17 protein-coding genes and 1 pseudogene are annotated in these 15,394 nt (G+C 60.2%); all 18 read left to right on the top strand.

What is annotated here, in order from left to right; genetic code table 11:
- Positions 1–41 precede the first annotated feature (41 nt).
- A complete protein-coding gene (gene mltG, locus EDD75_RS05730; RefSeq protein ID WP_170157739.1) occupies positions 42–1,043 on the top strand; it encodes an endolytic transglycosylase MltG in 1,002 nt (333 codons plus the stop codon).
- Between the two features lie 53 nt (positions 1,044–1,096).
- Positions 1,097–2,818, top strand: coding sequence for a peptidoglycan D,D-transpeptidase FtsI family protein (locus tag EDD75_RS05725; protein WP_123929375.1), 1,722 nt, complete (start codon positions 1,097–1,099; stop codon positions 2,816–2,818).
- 50 nt (positions 2,819–2,868) lie between these two features.
- On the top strand, positions 2,869–3,135 hold the full coding sequence (locus tag EDD75_RS05720) for an FmdB family zinc ribbon protein (RefSeq protein WP_342780958.1): 267 nt from the start codon (positions 2,869–2,871) through the stop codon (positions 3,133–3,135).
- 64 nt (positions 3,136–3,199) lie between these two features.
- Positions 3,200–3,526, top strand: a complete 327-nt coding sequence (gene trxA, locus EDD75_RS05715) for a thioredoxin (protein ID WP_123930387.1) — start codon at positions 3,200–3,202, stop codon at positions 3,524–3,526.
- Positions 3,527–3,763: 237 nt separating this feature from the next.
- Positions 3,764–4,231 carry a ribosome maturation factor RimP gene (locus tag EDD75_RS05710; RefSeq protein WP_211328106.1) on the top strand — a complete coding sequence of 156 codons (468 nt, stop codon included), beginning with the start codon at positions 3,764–3,766 and terminating at the stop codon, positions 4,229–4,231.
- 12 nt (positions 4,232–4,243) lie between these two features.
- Complete coding sequence (gene nusA, locus EDD75_RS05705; RefSeq protein WP_123929369.1) at positions 4,244–5,347, top strand: transcription termination factor NusA; 1,104 nt, start codon at positions 4,244–4,246, stop codon at positions 5,345–5,347.
- A 61-nt stretch (positions 5,348–5,408) separates the two neighbouring features.
- Complete coding sequence (rnpM, locus tag EDD75_RS05700; protein WP_123929367.1) at positions 5,409–5,693, top strand: RNase P modulator RnpM; 285 nt, start codon at positions 5,409–5,411, stop codon at positions 5,691–5,693.
- Positions 5,675–5,989 carry a L7Ae/L30e/S12e/Gadd45 family ribosomal protein gene (locus tag EDD75_RS05695; protein WP_123929365.1) on the top strand — a complete coding sequence of 105 codons (315 nt, stop codon included), beginning with the start codon at positions 5,675–5,677 and terminating at the stop codon, positions 5,987–5,989. Before rnpM ends, EDD75_RS05695 begins: the two co-directional genes overlap by 19 nt.
- 31 nt (positions 5,990–6,020) lie before the next feature.
- Positions 6,021–6,158 (top strand): annotated as a pseudogene (locus tag EDD75_RS11580) (translation initiation factor IF-2 N-terminal domain-containing protein); the annotation flags it as partial.
- Between the two features lie 564 nt (positions 6,159–6,722).
- Positions 6,723–8,891 carry a translation initiation factor IF-2 gene (infB, locus tag EDD75_RS05690; RefSeq protein ID WP_245963115.1) on the top strand — a complete coding sequence of 723 codons (2,169 nt, stop codon included), beginning with the start codon at positions 6,723–6,725 and terminating at the stop codon, positions 8,889–8,891.
- Between the two features lie 14 nt (positions 8,892–8,905).
- Positions 8,906–9,268 (top strand): 30S ribosome-binding factor RbfA, encoded by a 363-nt coding sequence (gene rbfA / locus EDD75_RS05685; protein WP_123929359.1) that lies wholly within the window; start codon positions 8,906–8,908, stop codon positions 9,266–9,268.
- Entirely contained in the window at positions 9,252–10,250 is a 999-nt protein-coding gene (locus tag EDD75_RS05680) for a DHH family phosphoesterase (RefSeq protein WP_123929356.1), read from the top strand. The genes rbfA and EDD75_RS05680 overlap by 17 nt, the downstream gene beginning before the upstream one ends.
- Positions 10,247–11,176: a tRNA pseudouridine(55) synthase TruB gene (truB, locus tag EDD75_RS05675; RefSeq protein WP_211328105.1), complete on the top strand. Its 930-nt coding sequence runs from the start codon at positions 10,247–10,249 to the stop codon at positions 11,174–11,176. The genes EDD75_RS05680 and truB overlap by 4 nt, the downstream gene beginning before the upstream one ends.
- Before the next feature lie 24 nt (positions 11,177–11,200).
- The gene (locus tag EDD75_RS05670) at positions 11,201–12,133 is read left to right on the top strand and encodes a bifunctional riboflavin kinase/FAD synthetase (RefSeq protein ID WP_123929353.1); all 933 of its coding nucleotides are present in this window, start codon (positions 11,201–11,203) and stop codon (positions 12,131–12,133) included.
- Positions 12,134–12,299: 166 nt separating this feature from the next.
- Complete coding sequence (locus EDD75_RS05665; protein WP_123929350.1) at positions 12,300–12,521, top strand: hypothetical protein; 222 nt, start codon at positions 12,300–12,302, stop codon at positions 12,519–12,521.
- Positions 12,522–12,531: 10 nt separating this feature from the next.
- Positions 12,532–12,753, top strand: a complete 222-nt coding sequence (locus EDD75_RS05660; protein WP_123929347.1) for a hypothetical protein — start codon at positions 12,532–12,534, stop codon at positions 12,751–12,753.
- A 72-nt stretch (positions 12,754–12,825) separates the two neighbouring features.
- The gene (gene rpsO / locus EDD75_RS05655) at positions 12,826–13,095 is read left to right on the top strand and encodes a 30S ribosomal protein S15 (RefSeq protein WP_123929344.1); all 270 of its coding nucleotides are present in this window, start codon (positions 12,826–12,828) and stop codon (positions 13,093–13,095) included.
- Between the two features lie 75 nt (positions 13,096–13,170).
- Entirely contained in the window at positions 13,171–15,375 is a 2,205-nt protein-coding gene (locus EDD75_RS05650; RefSeq protein ID WP_123929341.1) for a polyribonucleotide nucleotidyltransferase, read from the top strand.
- Positions 15,376–15,394: the final 19 nt, after the last annotated feature.

Below are 15,394 nucleotides of genomic sequence, written 5' to 3'. Positions count from 1 at the left end.
AAATTCGGGAGAGGCTCGGTGCTTTAAGGGCGGGACGCCGGTTGCTCACCGTCCTTTTGCTGCTGAGCGTCTCGTTTTTCGGTACCGGTTTTGCGGGCCTTTATCTTAACTGGGGGCTTAGGGCACCCGGCGGCGGCAAGGAACTCCTCTTCACCGTGCCTAAAGGGGTCAGCACCACCTGGGTGGCGGCAGAGCTGCACCGCCAGGGCATTATCAGAAGCCCGGGCAGTTTTCGCTTTTACAGCTACCTCCACAACTTCGATAAGAAGATTGTTAGCGGCACCTACCGCCTTTCCTCCGACATGCCTGTGCCCGTTATATTCGAACTGCTGACGCGCGGCAGGCAGGTCAGCGTGCGTTTTACCATTCCGGAAGGACTCACGTTAGACGAAATTGCTCTCCGGCTGGAGCGACAAGGAATCGTCCGGCGGGAGGATTTTCTCCGGGCGGCGGCCGAAGGCCGGTTTGCCTATCCCTTTTTGCCAAAAGGGCTCAAGGGTCCGGCACGCCTGGAAGGATACCTTTTCCCCGATACCTACGAGGTCTTTCCCGGCATTAGCGCGGCGGAGATTATCGACCGGATGCTCCGCCGTTTCGCCGCTGTGGCCGAAGAAATCGACCTTGCTGCCGGGGCGGCGCGGCAGGGACTTTCGCTCCACCAGGCGGTAACCCTCGCCTCCCTGGTGGAGCGGGAAGCAAAGCTCGCAACGGAGCGGCCCCTTATCGCCGGTGTGCTCTATAACCGCCTCCGGCGCGGGATGCTCCTGCAGGTCGATGCTACGGTAGAGTACGCGCTGGGAGAGCACCGCGAACGGATTCTGTACCGCGATCTGGAAGTCGATTCTCCCTATAACACTTACCGGGTGCACGGTCTTCCTCCGGGTCCCATCGCTGCCCCCGGCAAGGCCTCTCTCCTTGCCGTGATTCACCCGCAGCAAACGGACTATCTTTACTACGTTGCCAAACCGGACGGCAGCCACGCTTTCGCGCGCACCCTGACGGAACACAACGCCAACAAGCAGCGTTACCAGCCACGCCCATAGGTATAAGCCGCGTCGTAACTGGTAACTCTTCCATAAAAAGAGCGGGGAAGAGGATGTACCGGTACCGACGGCGAATCGTGATCTTTTTTCTCTGCGCGGGATTGTTGTACGGCGGGCTGCTGCTGCGGTTGACCCACCTTCAGGTAGTGCGCGGTGCCGCATACGCCTATGCCGCTTTCAGACAGCAGGCTGATGTGCTGCCGCTTGAGGAATACCCCCGGGGGAGTATCCTCGACGCCCACGGTATTTCCCTGACGGGTGAACACTGGGAAAAGCGGGTAGCGGTATTCCCGGCGCTGGTGCGGGAAAAACAGCAGGTGGCAGGCGGCCTCGCGGCGTTGCTCGGTGTTCCCGCAGAGCGGGTGGCGGCGCAAATCGGGCGCGACCCGGTTTGCCTCCCCTACCGTCTGACGGCTGGGCAGGCGGCGGCGATCACGAAAGCCGGCTGGCCGGGGGTTGCGGTTGTTCCCTACCGGGAGCGCTACGGCACGAGACCCCTGGCGGTCCATGTGGTAGGGCATCTGGGCCGGATCGGTTCGGGCGCGGAATACCGGAAGCTGGCGCGCACCGGAAAACCTTACGCCTTTGACGATTACGTGGGCAGGAAAGGGTGCGAGTACTACTACGAGTACCTCCTTAAAGGTACTGTGCCTTGTGCTGTCGCTGGGATTTACCGGGATGCGCGGGGCAGGGTTATCGGCGGCCTTGGGGTCCGCGTCGAAAGGTTCAAAGATGCCGGGCGGTCCGACCTGGTTCTGGCTATCGACAGCCGGGTGCAGCGGGCGGTAGAGTCGGTGATGGATGCGCAGGTGGCCCGGGGAGCAGTGGTGGTGCTTGCCGCGAGGAAAGGCGACATCCTATCTGTGGCCAGCAGGCCCGCCTTTGCACCGGCGCATCCCTGCAGCGAGCAGGCGGGTGACAGCGCCGCCTTTTTGGACCGGGCTTTTGCCCCTTACCCGCCGGGTTCAGTGTTTAAGATCCTGGTGGCTGCGGCGGCTTGTGAGGAGGGTGTGGTAAAACCGGAAAGCCGCTTTTTCTGCCGGGGCGCTAAAGACCCCCTCATCCCCTGCTGGCTACCTGCCGGTCACGGTGCCATAACCTTCGCCCGCGCCTTTGCCCAGTCCTGCAACCCGGTCTTTGCGCAGGTGGGGCTGGCCCTCGGGAAGACGCGGTTGCTTGCCTATTACCGGCGCTGCGGCTTCACCGACCGGGGAGTGGTAGGCTACCCCCTGCCCCGGGATGCGCGGCAAGAAGTGAGCTGTTACCTGCAGCCCCATAACCTGGTCAACCTGAGTGTGGGCCAGGGCCCCCTTCTGGTGACGCCTGTTCAGGTCGCGGCCCTGGTCAACGCCGTCGTTAACGACGGGGTCTATGTCCGGCCGCGCCTGGTAAAAGGCTTCCGCTGGCGCGGCGTTTTGGAGGAACTGCCGCCAGATGCCGGCAGGCGGGTTTTTTCGGCCGCAACCGCGGCCAAGTTACGGGAAATGATGGCGCTTTCGGTGGCCGAAGGCACCGGTCGGCAGGGTGGTACAGAAGAATGGAGTTGTGCGGGGAAGACGGGGACGGCCGAAACCGGGGGCAAAAGGAAGATCGCCTGGTTTGCCGGGTACGCACCGGCCGAACGGCCTAAGTATATCGTTGTGGTAATGGTGGAGAACGGCGAGAGCGGGGCCGCATCTGCCGCGCCGGTTTTCAAGGAGATTGTAAAAAGTCTCCTTTCTCAAGAAAATTTGCAAAATACCACTTCATCTTTCCCGGCAAAAAAGTTAAAATAAAAGTGTTACGCTATTCGGGGGACTGCCCGTTACCGGTTGCCGTTTAAAGGGTGCCCCCGGTGCGTTATACTATTTTTGTACGGACAGCCGGACCGCCTGTACAGGACGATGGAGGAGTGAGTTGCGTGCCGCAGTACGAATTTGAGTGCCGGCGTTGCGCCCACCGCTTTACAGTGCTGGTCAGCTGGGCGGAGAAGGAGAGTGTCCGTTGCCCTAAGTGCGGGAGCAGCGATCTAAAACAGATTTGGAGTCCTTTCAGCGCTCCAGGCCGGGGTTCGGAAGCTGGTGGTTGTCGGCCGACGGCCGAAGGTGGGTGAAGGATCTGATACTGGCGGGCCGTGGGCCCGCGCACGCTTGAAAAAACGCGGGGGTGAAGCTTTGATGGTAATTGAGGTTAACGAGCGGAATTTCGAGGAAGAGGTGTTAAAGAGCGAACTGCCGGTGCTAGTCGATTTTTGGGCGGCCTGGTGCGGACCTTGCCGGAGCATGTCACCGATAGTGGACCAGGTGGCTGATGAGTTTGCCGGGCGGGTGAAAGTAGCTAAGCTCAATGTTGACGAGAACCAGGCGCTTACCCAGCGCTACGGGATCAAGGGTATTCCCACCCTCCTCTTTTTCCAGCACGGCAAGGTGGTGGCGCAGGAGGTAGGTTATACGCCCAAGGAAACCGTAGTGCAGAAATTGCACCGCCTGCTCGGGGTTGAGTAGGCCGGCGAGTGGCGGTTTTGGTGCCAGCCACGCAGGGCTCCCGGCGAGGTCGGGGATTCAGGGACCATTCGCGGCAGGAGTTGCGGCATAATTTCAGTTGCACAGGGACCTGATTCTGTGCTATACTACGTTTGGTAGCGGTGGTGACGTTTAAGTCCTGGCAAAGAGTGGGTAGTTCCCACTCTTTCGTGTTAATTTAAGGGATGCCTGAAGACTTGTTGGGCGGGGGTTTTTACGGTGCAGGTAAAACACAGGATTGCCGACCGGGTGCAGGCGGTTGCCGGCCCGTTAGCGGCGGCGCTCGGTCTGGAAATTGTTGATGTGGAATACCGGAAGGAAGGGGGCCGCTGGGTCCTGCGGGTTTTCATCGATAAGGCGGACGGGGTGGGACTTGACGATTGCGAGGCCCTCTCCGAGCGGCTAGGTCAAGAGCTTGACCGTCAGGATATCATTCCCCACGCCTACGCCTTAGAGGTATCTTCTCCTGGGATCGAACGGCCGCTCAAAAAACCGGCCGATTTTTTGCGTTTTACCGGTCACGAAGCGCGTATTTTGACCGCAACTCCTTTTGAAGGACGGCGTAAATTCACCGGCAGGATTATCGCGGCGGGTGAGGAGAAGGTGCGGTTACTCGTCGAGGGGGCCGAACTGGAGATTCCGTACACGGCAATTCAAAAGGCCAACTTGGTATTTCACTGGCAGTAGGGGGGCTGACGGTTGAACATAGAGTTCTTAAGAGCACTGCGCGACTTAGAGAAAGAGAGAGGTCTTGCGACCGAGATGCTGTTGGAGGCGATTGAGGCGGCGCTCCTTTCGGCTTACCGGCGCCACTTCGGCTCGACGCAAAACGCCCGTGTCTATATCGACCGGGAAACGGGCGAGTGCCGAGTTTTTGCCCAGCGCGTGGTTGTTGAGTCGGTTGGCGACCCGCGGGCGGAGATTTCCCTCGCGGAAGCTAAGGCGATTGACCCGCGCTACGAGGTAGGCGATATCGTGGAGATAGAAGTTACCCCCAAAGATTTCGGCCGGATCGCGGCCCAGACGGCAAAGCAGGTGGTGGTCCAGCGCATTCGCGAGGCCGAGCGCAACATGATTTACGAGATGTACGCCAGCCGTGAAGGGGACATAATCACGGGGACGGTCCAGCGGGTGGAGCAGCGCCACGTCTATATCGAGCTGGCCAAGACCGAGGCGGTCCTCCCGCCGGCGGAGCAGATACCCGGCGAGCGTTACCGGCCGGGTGACCGGATCCGCGCGTTCATCCTGGAGGTGCGGAAGACGCCTAAAGGCCCCCAGATCATCGTTTCGCGGACGCACCCGGGATTTCTGCGGCGTCTCTTTGAGATCGAGGTGCCGGAGATCCAGGAGGGGCTGGTGGAGATGAAGGCGGTAGCCCGTGAAGCGGGCGTCCGTTCCAAGATCGCGGTTTACTCCCGCGACCCAAACGTTGATCCTGTAGGCGCCTGCGTTGGCCCGAAGGGAGTCCGGGTGCAGGCGGTGGTTAACGAACTACGCCACGAAAAGATCGACGTTGTTCGGTGGGACCCCGACCCCTCCCGTTTTATAGCCGAGGCCTTGAGCCCGGCAAAGGCTGTGGCGGTGGAGGTATGGGAGGAAGAAAAGATTGCCCGCGTCATCGTGCCGGACAGCCAGCTTTCGCTGGCTATTGGGAAAGAGGGGCAGAATGCGCGCCTGGTGGCGAAGCTGACGGGGTGGAAGATCGACATCAAGAGTGAGTCGCAGATGGAGGAAATCTACGCCCAGGAATACGCCGCTTTTTACAAGGAGCAGGAAGAGGAATATGCGGAACGTGGGAGCTGACAGGTGGGAACACCGGCTTTGGTAACCGGAGTCGCTCGTGCCAGCGCTTGGGGGTATGGGTTTGGCGCGGAGTAAGAGGGTGCCGTTACGGCAGTGCGTTGGCTGCCGCGAGATGAAGCCGAAAAGGGAGCTTATCCGGGTGGTACGTACCCCTGACGGGGAGATCCTGGTTGATCATACCGGGAAAAAATCGGGCCGGGGGGCTTATATCTGCCCGTCGGCAGATTGCATGGCCGCAGCGATTAAGACCAGGAAACTCGAGCGCGTTTTCGAACAAAACATACCCGCAGAAGTAATCGATGCCATTCGAGAGGAGTTGATGCGGCGGTGCCCGCCAAAAACATAGTCCAGCTCTTGGGTCTGGGGCAGCGAGCTGGCCAGGTGGCTTCCGGGAATTTCGTCGTCCGGGTTAAAATCAGGAAGCGGGAAGCGCGCCTTGTTATTGTTGCTGCCGACGCCGCCGGTCAGACTGCCAAGGATTTCCAGCGCTTTGCGCGGGGGACGGGAATTCCGGTTGTTGTTTACGGCCGGAAGGCTGAATTGGGGGCGGCACTTGGCCGGCCGCCCCGGGCGGTGGTAGCCGTTCTCGATGAAAGTCTCGCGGCGCGCATTCTTAACCTGATAGGGGGAGGCGAGAAATAGGCTTGTTTCGTTTAGAGGCGGAGGTGATGGAATGGCGAAAAAAAGGGTGCATGAACTGGCGAAAGAGCTAAACATGGAGAGTAAAGAATTGATAAAAAAGCTTGCCGATTTAGGCATTGAAGTCAAATGTAATTTCTCGGCTTTGACCGAGGAAGAAGAGATGAAATTACGGGCCTCACTTGCGGCAAGAGCTACGCGGCCGGCGGGTGAGCACGCTGTTGTGGTGAACCCTTCCCCTGCGAAACCCAGAGGGGAGCGGGAAGCACCGGATGCAGGCGGGGAGAAAGCTTCCGGGGGGCCGGCGCCGCCGCCGCGGACGGAAGCAAAAGAACCGAAGCCGGAGGCGGTAGCGAAAGATGCGTCTGCCCTTTCGAAGTATGGGCCGGGTTTGGTCGATAGAGTGCCGCAACGTCCTCCCGACAGGAGGTTTGCGGAGCGCCCGCTGACCTTCGAGAAAAAGATAGGCAAAGGTATCTTAGGTGGAATTACCGCTCCTGCCGTGCGGCCGGAACCCAAGGCGGCTCCCGAAGCCAGGCCAGCGGATGTCGCTAGGGAGCAGGGCCAGGCGACCGTTGCTGCGCCGGTTAAACCGGCAGTCACCGAGGCGCCCGCCTCCGAGAAACCGGCTGATGCGGCACCAGCTGTGGCACCCGTCCCCCAGCAGGCCGCGGGAGCGGCGGCGGTACGGAAACCACCAGAGGTGCAGAAAGTGACGGGTGCCGTCGGGAAAGGAATGGTTACCCTGCCGGAACCCCGGCGCGAGCGGGAAGCCATAGGAAGGCCGGAGGGGCACAAGCCCTTTTCGCGGCCGGCAACCGGGACTGGCAAAGCCAGACAGCCAAGAGAAGGACGTCCGCATACCGGACGGCGCGAGTTGCCCGGGGAGAAAAAGGAGACCCGTCCTGCGGGTGACCGGCGCCCTGCGGGTGACCGGCGGCCGCCGAAGCTCGGCGTGATTCCGCCACCGCCGCAGGTGGATAAGACCAAGGTCCAGCAGAAAACGGAACGGTTCAAACCGGAGAAGAAGATCAAAGAGCGGGCTACGGACCGTTTCCTGCCTGAGTGGGAAGAAGAAGGCGAAAAACTCAAGAATAAGTTGGTCAAGCGGCGGAAGGAGACTGCGGCTCAGGCCCTAAGACCGGTTGAGAGGAAACCAATCCAGATCGGCGAGACGATCACCATCAAGGATCTGGCCGAGAAGATGCACGTAAAGGCCGCCGACCTCATCAAAAGGCTGATGATGCTTGGAATGCTGGTGACGATAAACCAGGAAATCGACGCCGAGACGGCTGCGATCCTGGCTCAAGAGTTCGGCTACGAGGTCGAGGTCAAGCCGGAGTTCGATATCGAATCGCTGCTGGCCGAAGAACCGGAAACCGATCCCGCGGCGCTGAAACCCCGACCGCCGATAGTAACGGTGATGGGCCACGTGGACCACGGCAAGACATCGCTGCTGGACGCCATCCGTAAGACCAACGTGACCGCCACGGAAGCAGGGGGCATTACGCAGCACATCGGTGCTTACCAGGTCGAAAAGAATAACCGGAAGATCACCTTCATCGATACTCCCGGCCACGAAGCTTTTACCGCGATGCGGGCACGGGGCGCCAAAGTAACCGACGTAGCGGTACTGGTGGTGGCGGCCGACGACGGTGTCATGCCGCAGACGGTTGAGGCCATTAACCACGCCCGGGCAGCCAACGTGCCGATAGTGGTTGCCCTGAACAAGATCGATAAGCCGAACGCCAACCCCGACCGGGTGAAAAAAGAGCTTGCCGACCAGGGCCTCGTTCCGGAAGACTGGGGCGGCGATACGATTGTGGTTCCGGTTTCGGCTTTAAAGAAACAGGGGATCGAAGACCTTCTGGAAATGATCCTGCTGGTAGCCGATATTTTAGAACTCAAGGCCAATCCGGACCGTCCCGCGCGGGGGACAATCATCGAATCGCGCCTCGATAAGGGACGCGGTCCCGTTGCCACCGTGCTGGTGCAGAACGGTACCCTCAACGTCGGCGATACCCTCGTTGCGGGCCAGCAGTTCGCGCGGGTCCGGGCCATGATCGATGACCGTGGCCGGCGGGTGAGCGAGGCGGGCCCCTCGACACCGGTAGAAGTGCTCGGCTTTTCAGAGGTGCCTGAGGCGGGCGAGGCCTTTGTGGTTGTGGAGGAGCGGTTGGCCCGCCAGATCGCGCAGAAGCGCCTGGCAAAGAAGCGTGAGGAAGAGGCCCGCGCCCGGGCGAAAATTGCCCTTGAGGATGTCTATAGACGCATCCAGGAAGGGCAGATCAAGGAGTTGCCGCTGATCGTCAAGGCTGACGTTCAGGGCTCGGTTGAGGCTTTGAGTAAGGCCCTCGAGCGCTTAGGCACTGACGAGGTCAGGGTTAACCTGATTCATACGGGCGTAGGGGCCATCACCGAAACCGATATCATGCTGGCCTCGGCTTCTGGTGCGATTATCATCGGTTTCAACGTGCGCCCCGACGTGAACGCACGCAAGGCGCAGGAGCGCGAAAAGGTCGATATCCGGCTCTACCAGGTAATCTACGACGCGATCAACGATGTGAAGGCAGCCCTCTCCGGTTTGCTCGAGCCCGAGTACCGCGAGGTCGTGACCGGACGGGCGGAGGTGCGGAAGGTCTTCCACGTCTCCCGGCTGGGTACCATTGCGGGCTGCTACGTTAGCGAGGGCAAGGTGGGCCGGGATGCGAGTGTCAGAGTAATCCGGGACGGTGTTGTGGTGCATACCGGCAAGATTTCCTCCCTTAAGCGGTTTAAGGACGATGTCCGCGAGGTGGCGCAGGGCTTCGAGTGCGGCCTGATGGTCGAGAATTACAACGACATCCAGGAAGGAGACGAACTGGAGTTCTTTGTGACCGAGGCTGTCAAGCGCCAGCTTGAGTAAACGGAGGTAAATCGATGGCACACCGCGCAGCGCGTTTGGCCGAGGCGATTAAAGAAGAGCTGGCCGATATTTTCCAAAACGAGCTGAAAGATCCGCGTCTCGGTTTTCTCACGATTACTAGGGTCGAGGTATCGTCCGACCTGCGGTACGCGAAAGTTTTCCTGAGCGTTTATGGTTCGCCTGCGGAGTGCGAGAGCACGCTCGGGGTGCTCGAAAGAGCACAGGGTTTTATCCGCAGCCAGCTCGGCCGGCGGATCAGACTCCGCCATGTTCCGGAGATTAGTTTCCGGTTTGACCCCTCTATCGACTACGGCGTAAAGATTGCGCGCCTGATAGATGAACTAAAGAAGGATGGGGCCAGTGAGCAGCCTAAGTAGGGTAGCCGAGGAGCTTAAGCGGGGACGGCGGTTTCTTATTGTCGGGCACGTGATGCCGGACGGTGACTGCATCGGTTCGATGCTGGCGCTGAGTCTGGCGTGCGAGCGGGCGGGAAAGGAGACGGTCCTTGCTCTACCCGGGCCGGTGCCGTCGATTTACTCCTTCTTACCGGCCGTCGACCGGATTTGCGTGGAGCCTGCGCTGCTGCAGCGCGGCACGGACGCTTTCAGCGCCGTCGTGATTCTTGATACTTCGGTTCCGGAGCGGCTCGGGAACTTAGAGCCTGTGATCAACGAATTGCGGGCCTCCGGAACACCGGCGATTCTGATTGACCACCACGTATCAGCAGCGGCGTACGCGGATCTTAATTTTGTCGATCCCGGGGCAGCGGCGGTGGGTGAGATCATCTTCGACCTGTTGAAGCTTCTTGGCTGGCAAATCGACAGGATGATCGCCACCTGTCTTTACGTTACAGTGGCGACCGATACGGGTGGCTTCCGCTACGAGACGACCACTGCGGCTACCCACCGGCGCGTGGCGGAGTTTATCGAGGCTGGCGCCAACGTACGCGAGATCAGCCTGCGGGTCTTTGAGGAGAAACCGTTCAAAAGCATTGAAGCGCTGCGGGCGGCGCTCAACACGCTCGAACTCAGCCCCTGCGGCAGGGTCGCCTGGATGAGCCTGACGCGGGAGGTGGCGGCGGGGCTTCAGCTCGCGGACGAGCATACCGACGGGATCGTAAGCTACGGCCGGATGATCGAGGGGGTCGAAGTAGCACTTTTCTTCCGGGAGATGGACGATGGCCGGGTAAAGGTGAGCTTTCGCTCGAAGAATTTTGTTAACGCGAGCCGGCTGGCCGCTCAGTTTGGCGGGGGCGGTCACCCGCGGGCGGCCGGTGCGGTGGTGCAAGGGGAGCTGGAGCGCATTAAAGCGGCGGTAATCGAGGCGGCGGTCGCTGCGGTCCGGGAAGAAGGGCAGTGACGGCACCGGTGGATGGAGTGGTTAACGTTTTAAAACCGCCGGGGATGACGTCGCACGATGTTGTAGATTGGATGCGCAGGCTGGTTGGGTTGAAGCGGGTTGGCCATACGGGGACCCTTGATCCTGGCGCGGCTGGTGTTCTCATCCTCCTGCTCGGGCGGGCGACGCGGGCGGCCCAATTTATCGCGGACGATAAAGAGTACCGGGCTGAAGCCATCTTCGGGATTGAGACCGATACGCAGGATGCATGGGGCAGGATTACCGCCTGCCGGGATGCCTCCGGTTTGAGACCGGAGGACGTTGCCGCTGTCCTCCCGTCCTTCTCGGGGCGGATAAGTCAGGTGCCGCCGCCCGTATCGGCGGTGCACTACCGGGGCGAACGGCTTTACAAACTGGCCCGGGCCGGTGCGATAGTGGCGGCGCCGCCCAGGACGGTTGAGATTTATTCACTGCGGCTTTTGGACGGAAAATGGGGACAAAAGCACCCCCGCGCCCTTCTTCACGTTGCCTGTTCCAAGGGGACCTACATCCGGACCCTGGTTGCAGAGATAGGGAGGGTCTTAGGGTGTGGCGCGACTTTAAGTTTTCTATTGCGGACGCGGGTAGGTTGCTTTGAGGTGGGGGCAGCCCACGCCTTGGAAGAGTTGGCTGCGCTTAAAGCAGAGGGGAGGCTTAAGGAGGCTGTTATTCCGGTTTCTGAGGCTCTGACCCACCTTCCCGCAGTAGCGGTAAAGCCTTCGGCCGTTAAGGCGGTGCGCTGTGGGAGCCGGCTCTACCCTGCGGGTACGGCGGATTTTGGCGGGGCTTTAGAACCAGGTACGCTGGTCAGACTCGTGGCGGGGCAGGACCTTTTGGCCGTTGCCCGTTTGGAGTTGACCGCAAACGAAGAAATCACCTTCAAACCGGTTTGGGTTTATACTTCCTGACTTCAGGGCAGGGGAGGTTCGATCTTGCAGGTTCTGACCAGTTATCAAGGCTTACGGCATTCATACCGGAAGATTTGCGTAGGACTCGGCAATTTCGACGGGGTTCACCTCGGCCACCAGCGCATCATCAAAAGACTAGTGGAGTATGCGCGGGAGAACCAGGGGACCGCGGCGGTTTTCACTTTCGAGCCTCATCCGGCCATGGTTCTGCGCCCGGACGCGGCACCGCCGCTCCTGCTTGCTCCCGAACTCAAGCAGCGCTTGATCGGCAGTTTTGGCGTGGATATCCTGCTCGCTATTCCTTTTACCCGGGAATTTGCGCTGCTATCGCCGGAGGCGTTTATCCGGGAGGTTCTCTGCGCGGAAATCGGTGTGGCGGCGGTTTTTGTCGGCTACAACTATACGTTCGGCCACCGGGGCGCGGGAACACCCGAGACCCTGCGGGAACTTGGCGCGCGGTACGGTTTTACGGTTGAGGTGATCCCACCGGTGCTGGTGGGCGACCAGCCCGTTTCTTCCACCCTCATTCGCGGTTTGATTGCGGCGGGAAAGGTGGAGGAGGCGCAGCGTTACCTTGGCTATTATCCCGTGTTCGCCGGAACGGTGGTGTCTGGCGCGAAGCGGGGAACCGAGCTCGGGTTTCCGACAGCGAACCTTGAGGTTGATTCCCAGGTTTTGGTCCCGGCCAACGGGGTCTACGCGGTGAAAGCGGTGGTCGACGGGGAGGTCTTTCTTGGTGTAGCCAACATCGGCGTCTGCCCGACTTTTGCGGGCGATGCTCCGGCTGGGCGGCGGGTTGAGGTCTTTCTCTTCGACTTCCACGGCGACCTTTACGGTAAACGGCTGGAAGTATCTTTTACCCGGCGGCTCCGCGAAGAGCGCTGTTTCCGGTCGGTCGCGGAGCTTGTGGAGCAGATCCGGCGGGATGTGGCTGCGGCCCGCGCGCTTGCTAAATAAGGGCGTTTGCCGCGGGCGGACGATAATAAAAAAGTTATATGCTCTGTATAATGATAATGGCGTGGTGGGGCCAATACTTATCACAGGTGAGCCGCAGAATAATTTACACCGCTTCTTCTTTGTGTTAAAATCAAACTTGGGTTTGATCGCGTGAGGAGGCGCCCGCGTGGAGCTGACCGGTGCGGCGCAAAAGCTGGCGGATTTCAAGATCTGGCTTGACCAGATTGCGGTAATCTGTCTCAGTGAGGAGTTCCAGCGGTTAAGGGCCGAGCTCGAGTCTTTTTATAAGCGTTCAGATCCCGCGGGAGCAAGCGTCAAGGCATTTGCCGATGCGCTTTACGCCTTTTTGAGCGAAGCTGAGGAAAGCGCGGCGAGGCCTGCCGGATAGGGAAGCACCGATGCGGGTCATCGTTACGGAGCATGCTGCACGGCGGCTTCGTAAAGCGCGCCAGGCGGAGATTACCATGCGGGATATTATTGCCGCTGCGGAGGCGGTGCCGGGGACGGTCTTAACGGCCACCCGTTTCCGGGGCTTTGTGGCCCGGTCGGGCAGGGTTTTCGACCTTGTAGTTAAGGATATCCCCGAAGGGCGCCTGGTAATTACCGTGATCGGGAAATGAACCGTAGGCGCGGTTGGGACCGTTGGGGACGGTGCGACTGGGCTTACGGCAATTAGAGGGAGGTGAAGGTTGGTGGCGCTGACGGCGGAGAGGAAGAAGGAGCTCATCGAAGGTTTCCGGATTCACGAAAACGATACCGGTTCGCCGGAAGTGCAGGTAGCCATCCTGACCGAGAGGATCAACCAGCTAAGCGAGCACTTGAGGGTCCACAAAAAGGATTTTCACTCGCGGCGAGGCCTCTTGAAAATGGTCGGGCAGCGACGGGCGCTCTTAAACTACCTGCGCGATTATGATTTTAAACGTTACCAGCGTCTGATTGAAAAGTTAGGTTTGCGGAAGTAGGCGGGGGTAAGCCCCCCCTTTTTTATAGGCGAAAACCTGGTTTGCAGGAGGTAATACAGGAGGCAAGTTTCAATTATGCAGGATAGGGTAATTCACAAAAAAGAAATGGTTATCGGCGGCCGGCCACTGGTTCTCGAAGTGGGCCGGGTTGCCCGGCAGGCATCGGGCGCGGTTCTGGCGCGTTACGGCGATACCGTGGTGTTAGTGACGGCGACGATGGCTGCGGAGCCGCGGGAAGGGATAGACTTCTTTCCGCTTCTCGTGGATTACGAGGAACGCCATTACGCTGTAGGAAAGATACCCGGAGGCTTTCTCCGGCGCGAAGGGAAACCGGGCGAGAAAGCTGTCCTCTCAGCAAGGCTTATCGACCGTTCCATCCGGCCGCTTTTCCCCCAGAAGTTGCGGCGGGACGTGCACGTGGTGGCTACAATCATGTCGGTAGACCAGGATTGCGCCCCGGAGATCACGGCGATGATCGGGGCGTCGGCGGCCCTTTCTCTTTCTGAGATTCCCTTCGCCGGGCCGATCGGTGGCGTTATCGTCGGCTTGGTTGATGGGGAATACGTGATTAATCCTACGGTTGCGCAGGAGGAGCGGAATAAGCTCCACCTCGTGGTGGCCGGTACCCGGGACGCGATTATGATGGTGGAGTGCGGGGCGAAAGAGGTGCCCGAAAGCGAGATTCTGGAGGCCATCGACCGCGGACACCAGGTCGTGCGGGAGATTGTCGATTTCATCGCCGCCTTCCGGGAAGAGGCACTGGCCCTGGGCTTAGCATCGCCCAAACTGGCAATAGAATTCCCGGAGCCCGATCCGGTAATGGTCCAGGAAGTCAGGGAGGCCGGCCAGACGGCCCTCGCGGCCGCGATCCGGCGTTGTGTTGACGCGCGGTTAGACAAGAAGGCCCGCGAAGAGCTAGTGGAAAACGCGAAGAAAGAGTTGACGGCTGCTCTCCTAGAAAAATACCCGGAGGCGGAGGCCCTAATCCGGGAAGAGCTCGAAGCGGTGGAGAAGAAGATCGTCCGGGAGCTGATCCGGGATGAGAAGATCCGGATTGACGGTCGGGGGCTGCGCGAGATTCGTCCTCTCAGCGTCGAAGTCGGGGTGCTGCCGCGGGCGCACGGCTCCGGGCTTTTCACCCGGGGGCAGACCCAGGTTCTTTCTGCGGTTACGCTGGGTCCGGTAGGTGACGAGCAGATCTTGGACGGGCTCGGCATCGAGGAGACCAAACGCTTTATGCACCATTACAATTTCCCGCCCTACAGCACGGGCGAGGCCCGGCCGATCCGCTCCCCCGGGAGGCGGGAGATCGGACACGGCGCGCTTGCCGAGCGGGCGCTCGAAGCGGTTCTCCCGCCGGAAGACGTCTTTCCATATACAATCCGGATCGTGTCGGAGGTTCTCGAATCAAACGGTTCCACCTCCATGGCGAGTGTTTGTGCCAGCACCCTTGCGCTTATGGATGCGGGCGTACCAATAAAGGCTCCGGTAGCGGGGATCGCCATGGGGCTGATCAAGGATGGTGATACGGTCAGTATCCTGACCGACATCCAAGGAGTTGAAGACCGCCTTGGGGACATGGACTTTAAGGTGGCCGGCAGCGCCGCAGGGGTGACGGCCCTGCAGATGGACATCAAGATCCCCGGGGTTACGCGGGAAATCTTAGAGCGGGCGCTCGCGCAGGCGCGCGAGGCGCGGCTTTACATCCTGGAAACGATGAAACAGACCATTGCGGCGCCGCGTCCGGAACTTTCGCCTTATGCGCCGCGCGTCCTCCATATGGTAATCGATCCGGAGAAGATTCGCGACGTTATTGGTCCCGGCGGTAAAGTCATCCGGAAGATTATCGAGCTTACGGGAGCCGAGATCGACGTGGAGGATGACGGCCGGGTTTACATCACCGCGCCAACGGAGGAAGCCGGTCGCAAGGCGATGGAGATCATCCAGAATCTCACCGCGGAGGTTACGGTGGGGCAGGTTTACCTGGGCCGGGTGACGCGGGTGGCCGATTTCGGGTGTTTTGTAGAGATCATTCCCGGTGTCCTCGGCTTGCCCGGTAAAGAGGGGCTCGTGCACATCTCCCAGCTCGCGCCGCAGCGGGTGGAAAAAGTAGAGGATGTGGTGAAGGAAGGTGACCAGATCCTCGTCAAAGTCATCGGCTACGATAATCAAGGCAAAATAAAGCTCTCGAAAAAAGAGGCGATGCGGGCTGTAGAGCAGCGGGAGAATAAACGCCCTGACAGGCGTTCGCAGCGGATCAGGATCCGGTCCTCGAAGTAGCCGGCTGACCCGAAAATAT

The sequence above is a fragment of the Thermodesulfitimonas autotrophica genome (assembly GCF_003815015.1).
GTDB classification, from domain to species: domain Bacteria; phylum Bacillota; class Desulfotomaculia; order Desulfotomaculales; family Ammonificaceae; genus Thermodesulfitimonas; species Thermodesulfitimonas autotrophica.
The sequence above is the reverse complement of the archived record's forward strand: the minus strand, read 5'-3'. Positions and strand labels throughout refer to the sequence as shown.

Excerpts from the sequence above, each read along its gene's own strand:
- rbfA (WP_123929359.1), top strand. The coding sequence starts at position 8,906 with ATGGCACACCGCGCAGCGCGTTTGGCCGAGGCGATTAAAGAAGAGCTG.
- EDD75_RS05660 (WP_123929347.1), top strand. The coding sequence starts at position 12,532 with ATGCGGGTCATCGTTACGGAGCATGCTGCACGGCGGCTTCGTAAAGCG.
- infB (WP_245963115.1), top strand. The coding sequence starts at position 6,723 with ATGGTTACCCTGCCGGAACCCCGGCGCGAGCGGGAAGCCATAGGAAGG.
- trxA (WP_123930387.1), top strand. The coding sequence starts at position 3,200 with ATGGTAATTGAGGTTAACGAGCGGAATTTCGAGGAAGAGGTGTTAAAG.
- EDD75_RS05725 (WP_123929375.1), top strand. The coding sequence starts at position 1,097 with ATGTACCGGTACCGACGGCGAATCGTGATCTTTTTTCTCTGCGCGGGA.
- EDD75_RS05650 (WP_123929341.1), top strand. The coding sequence starts at position 13,171 with ATGCAGGATAGGGTAATTCACAAAAAAGAAATGGTTATCGGCGGCCGG.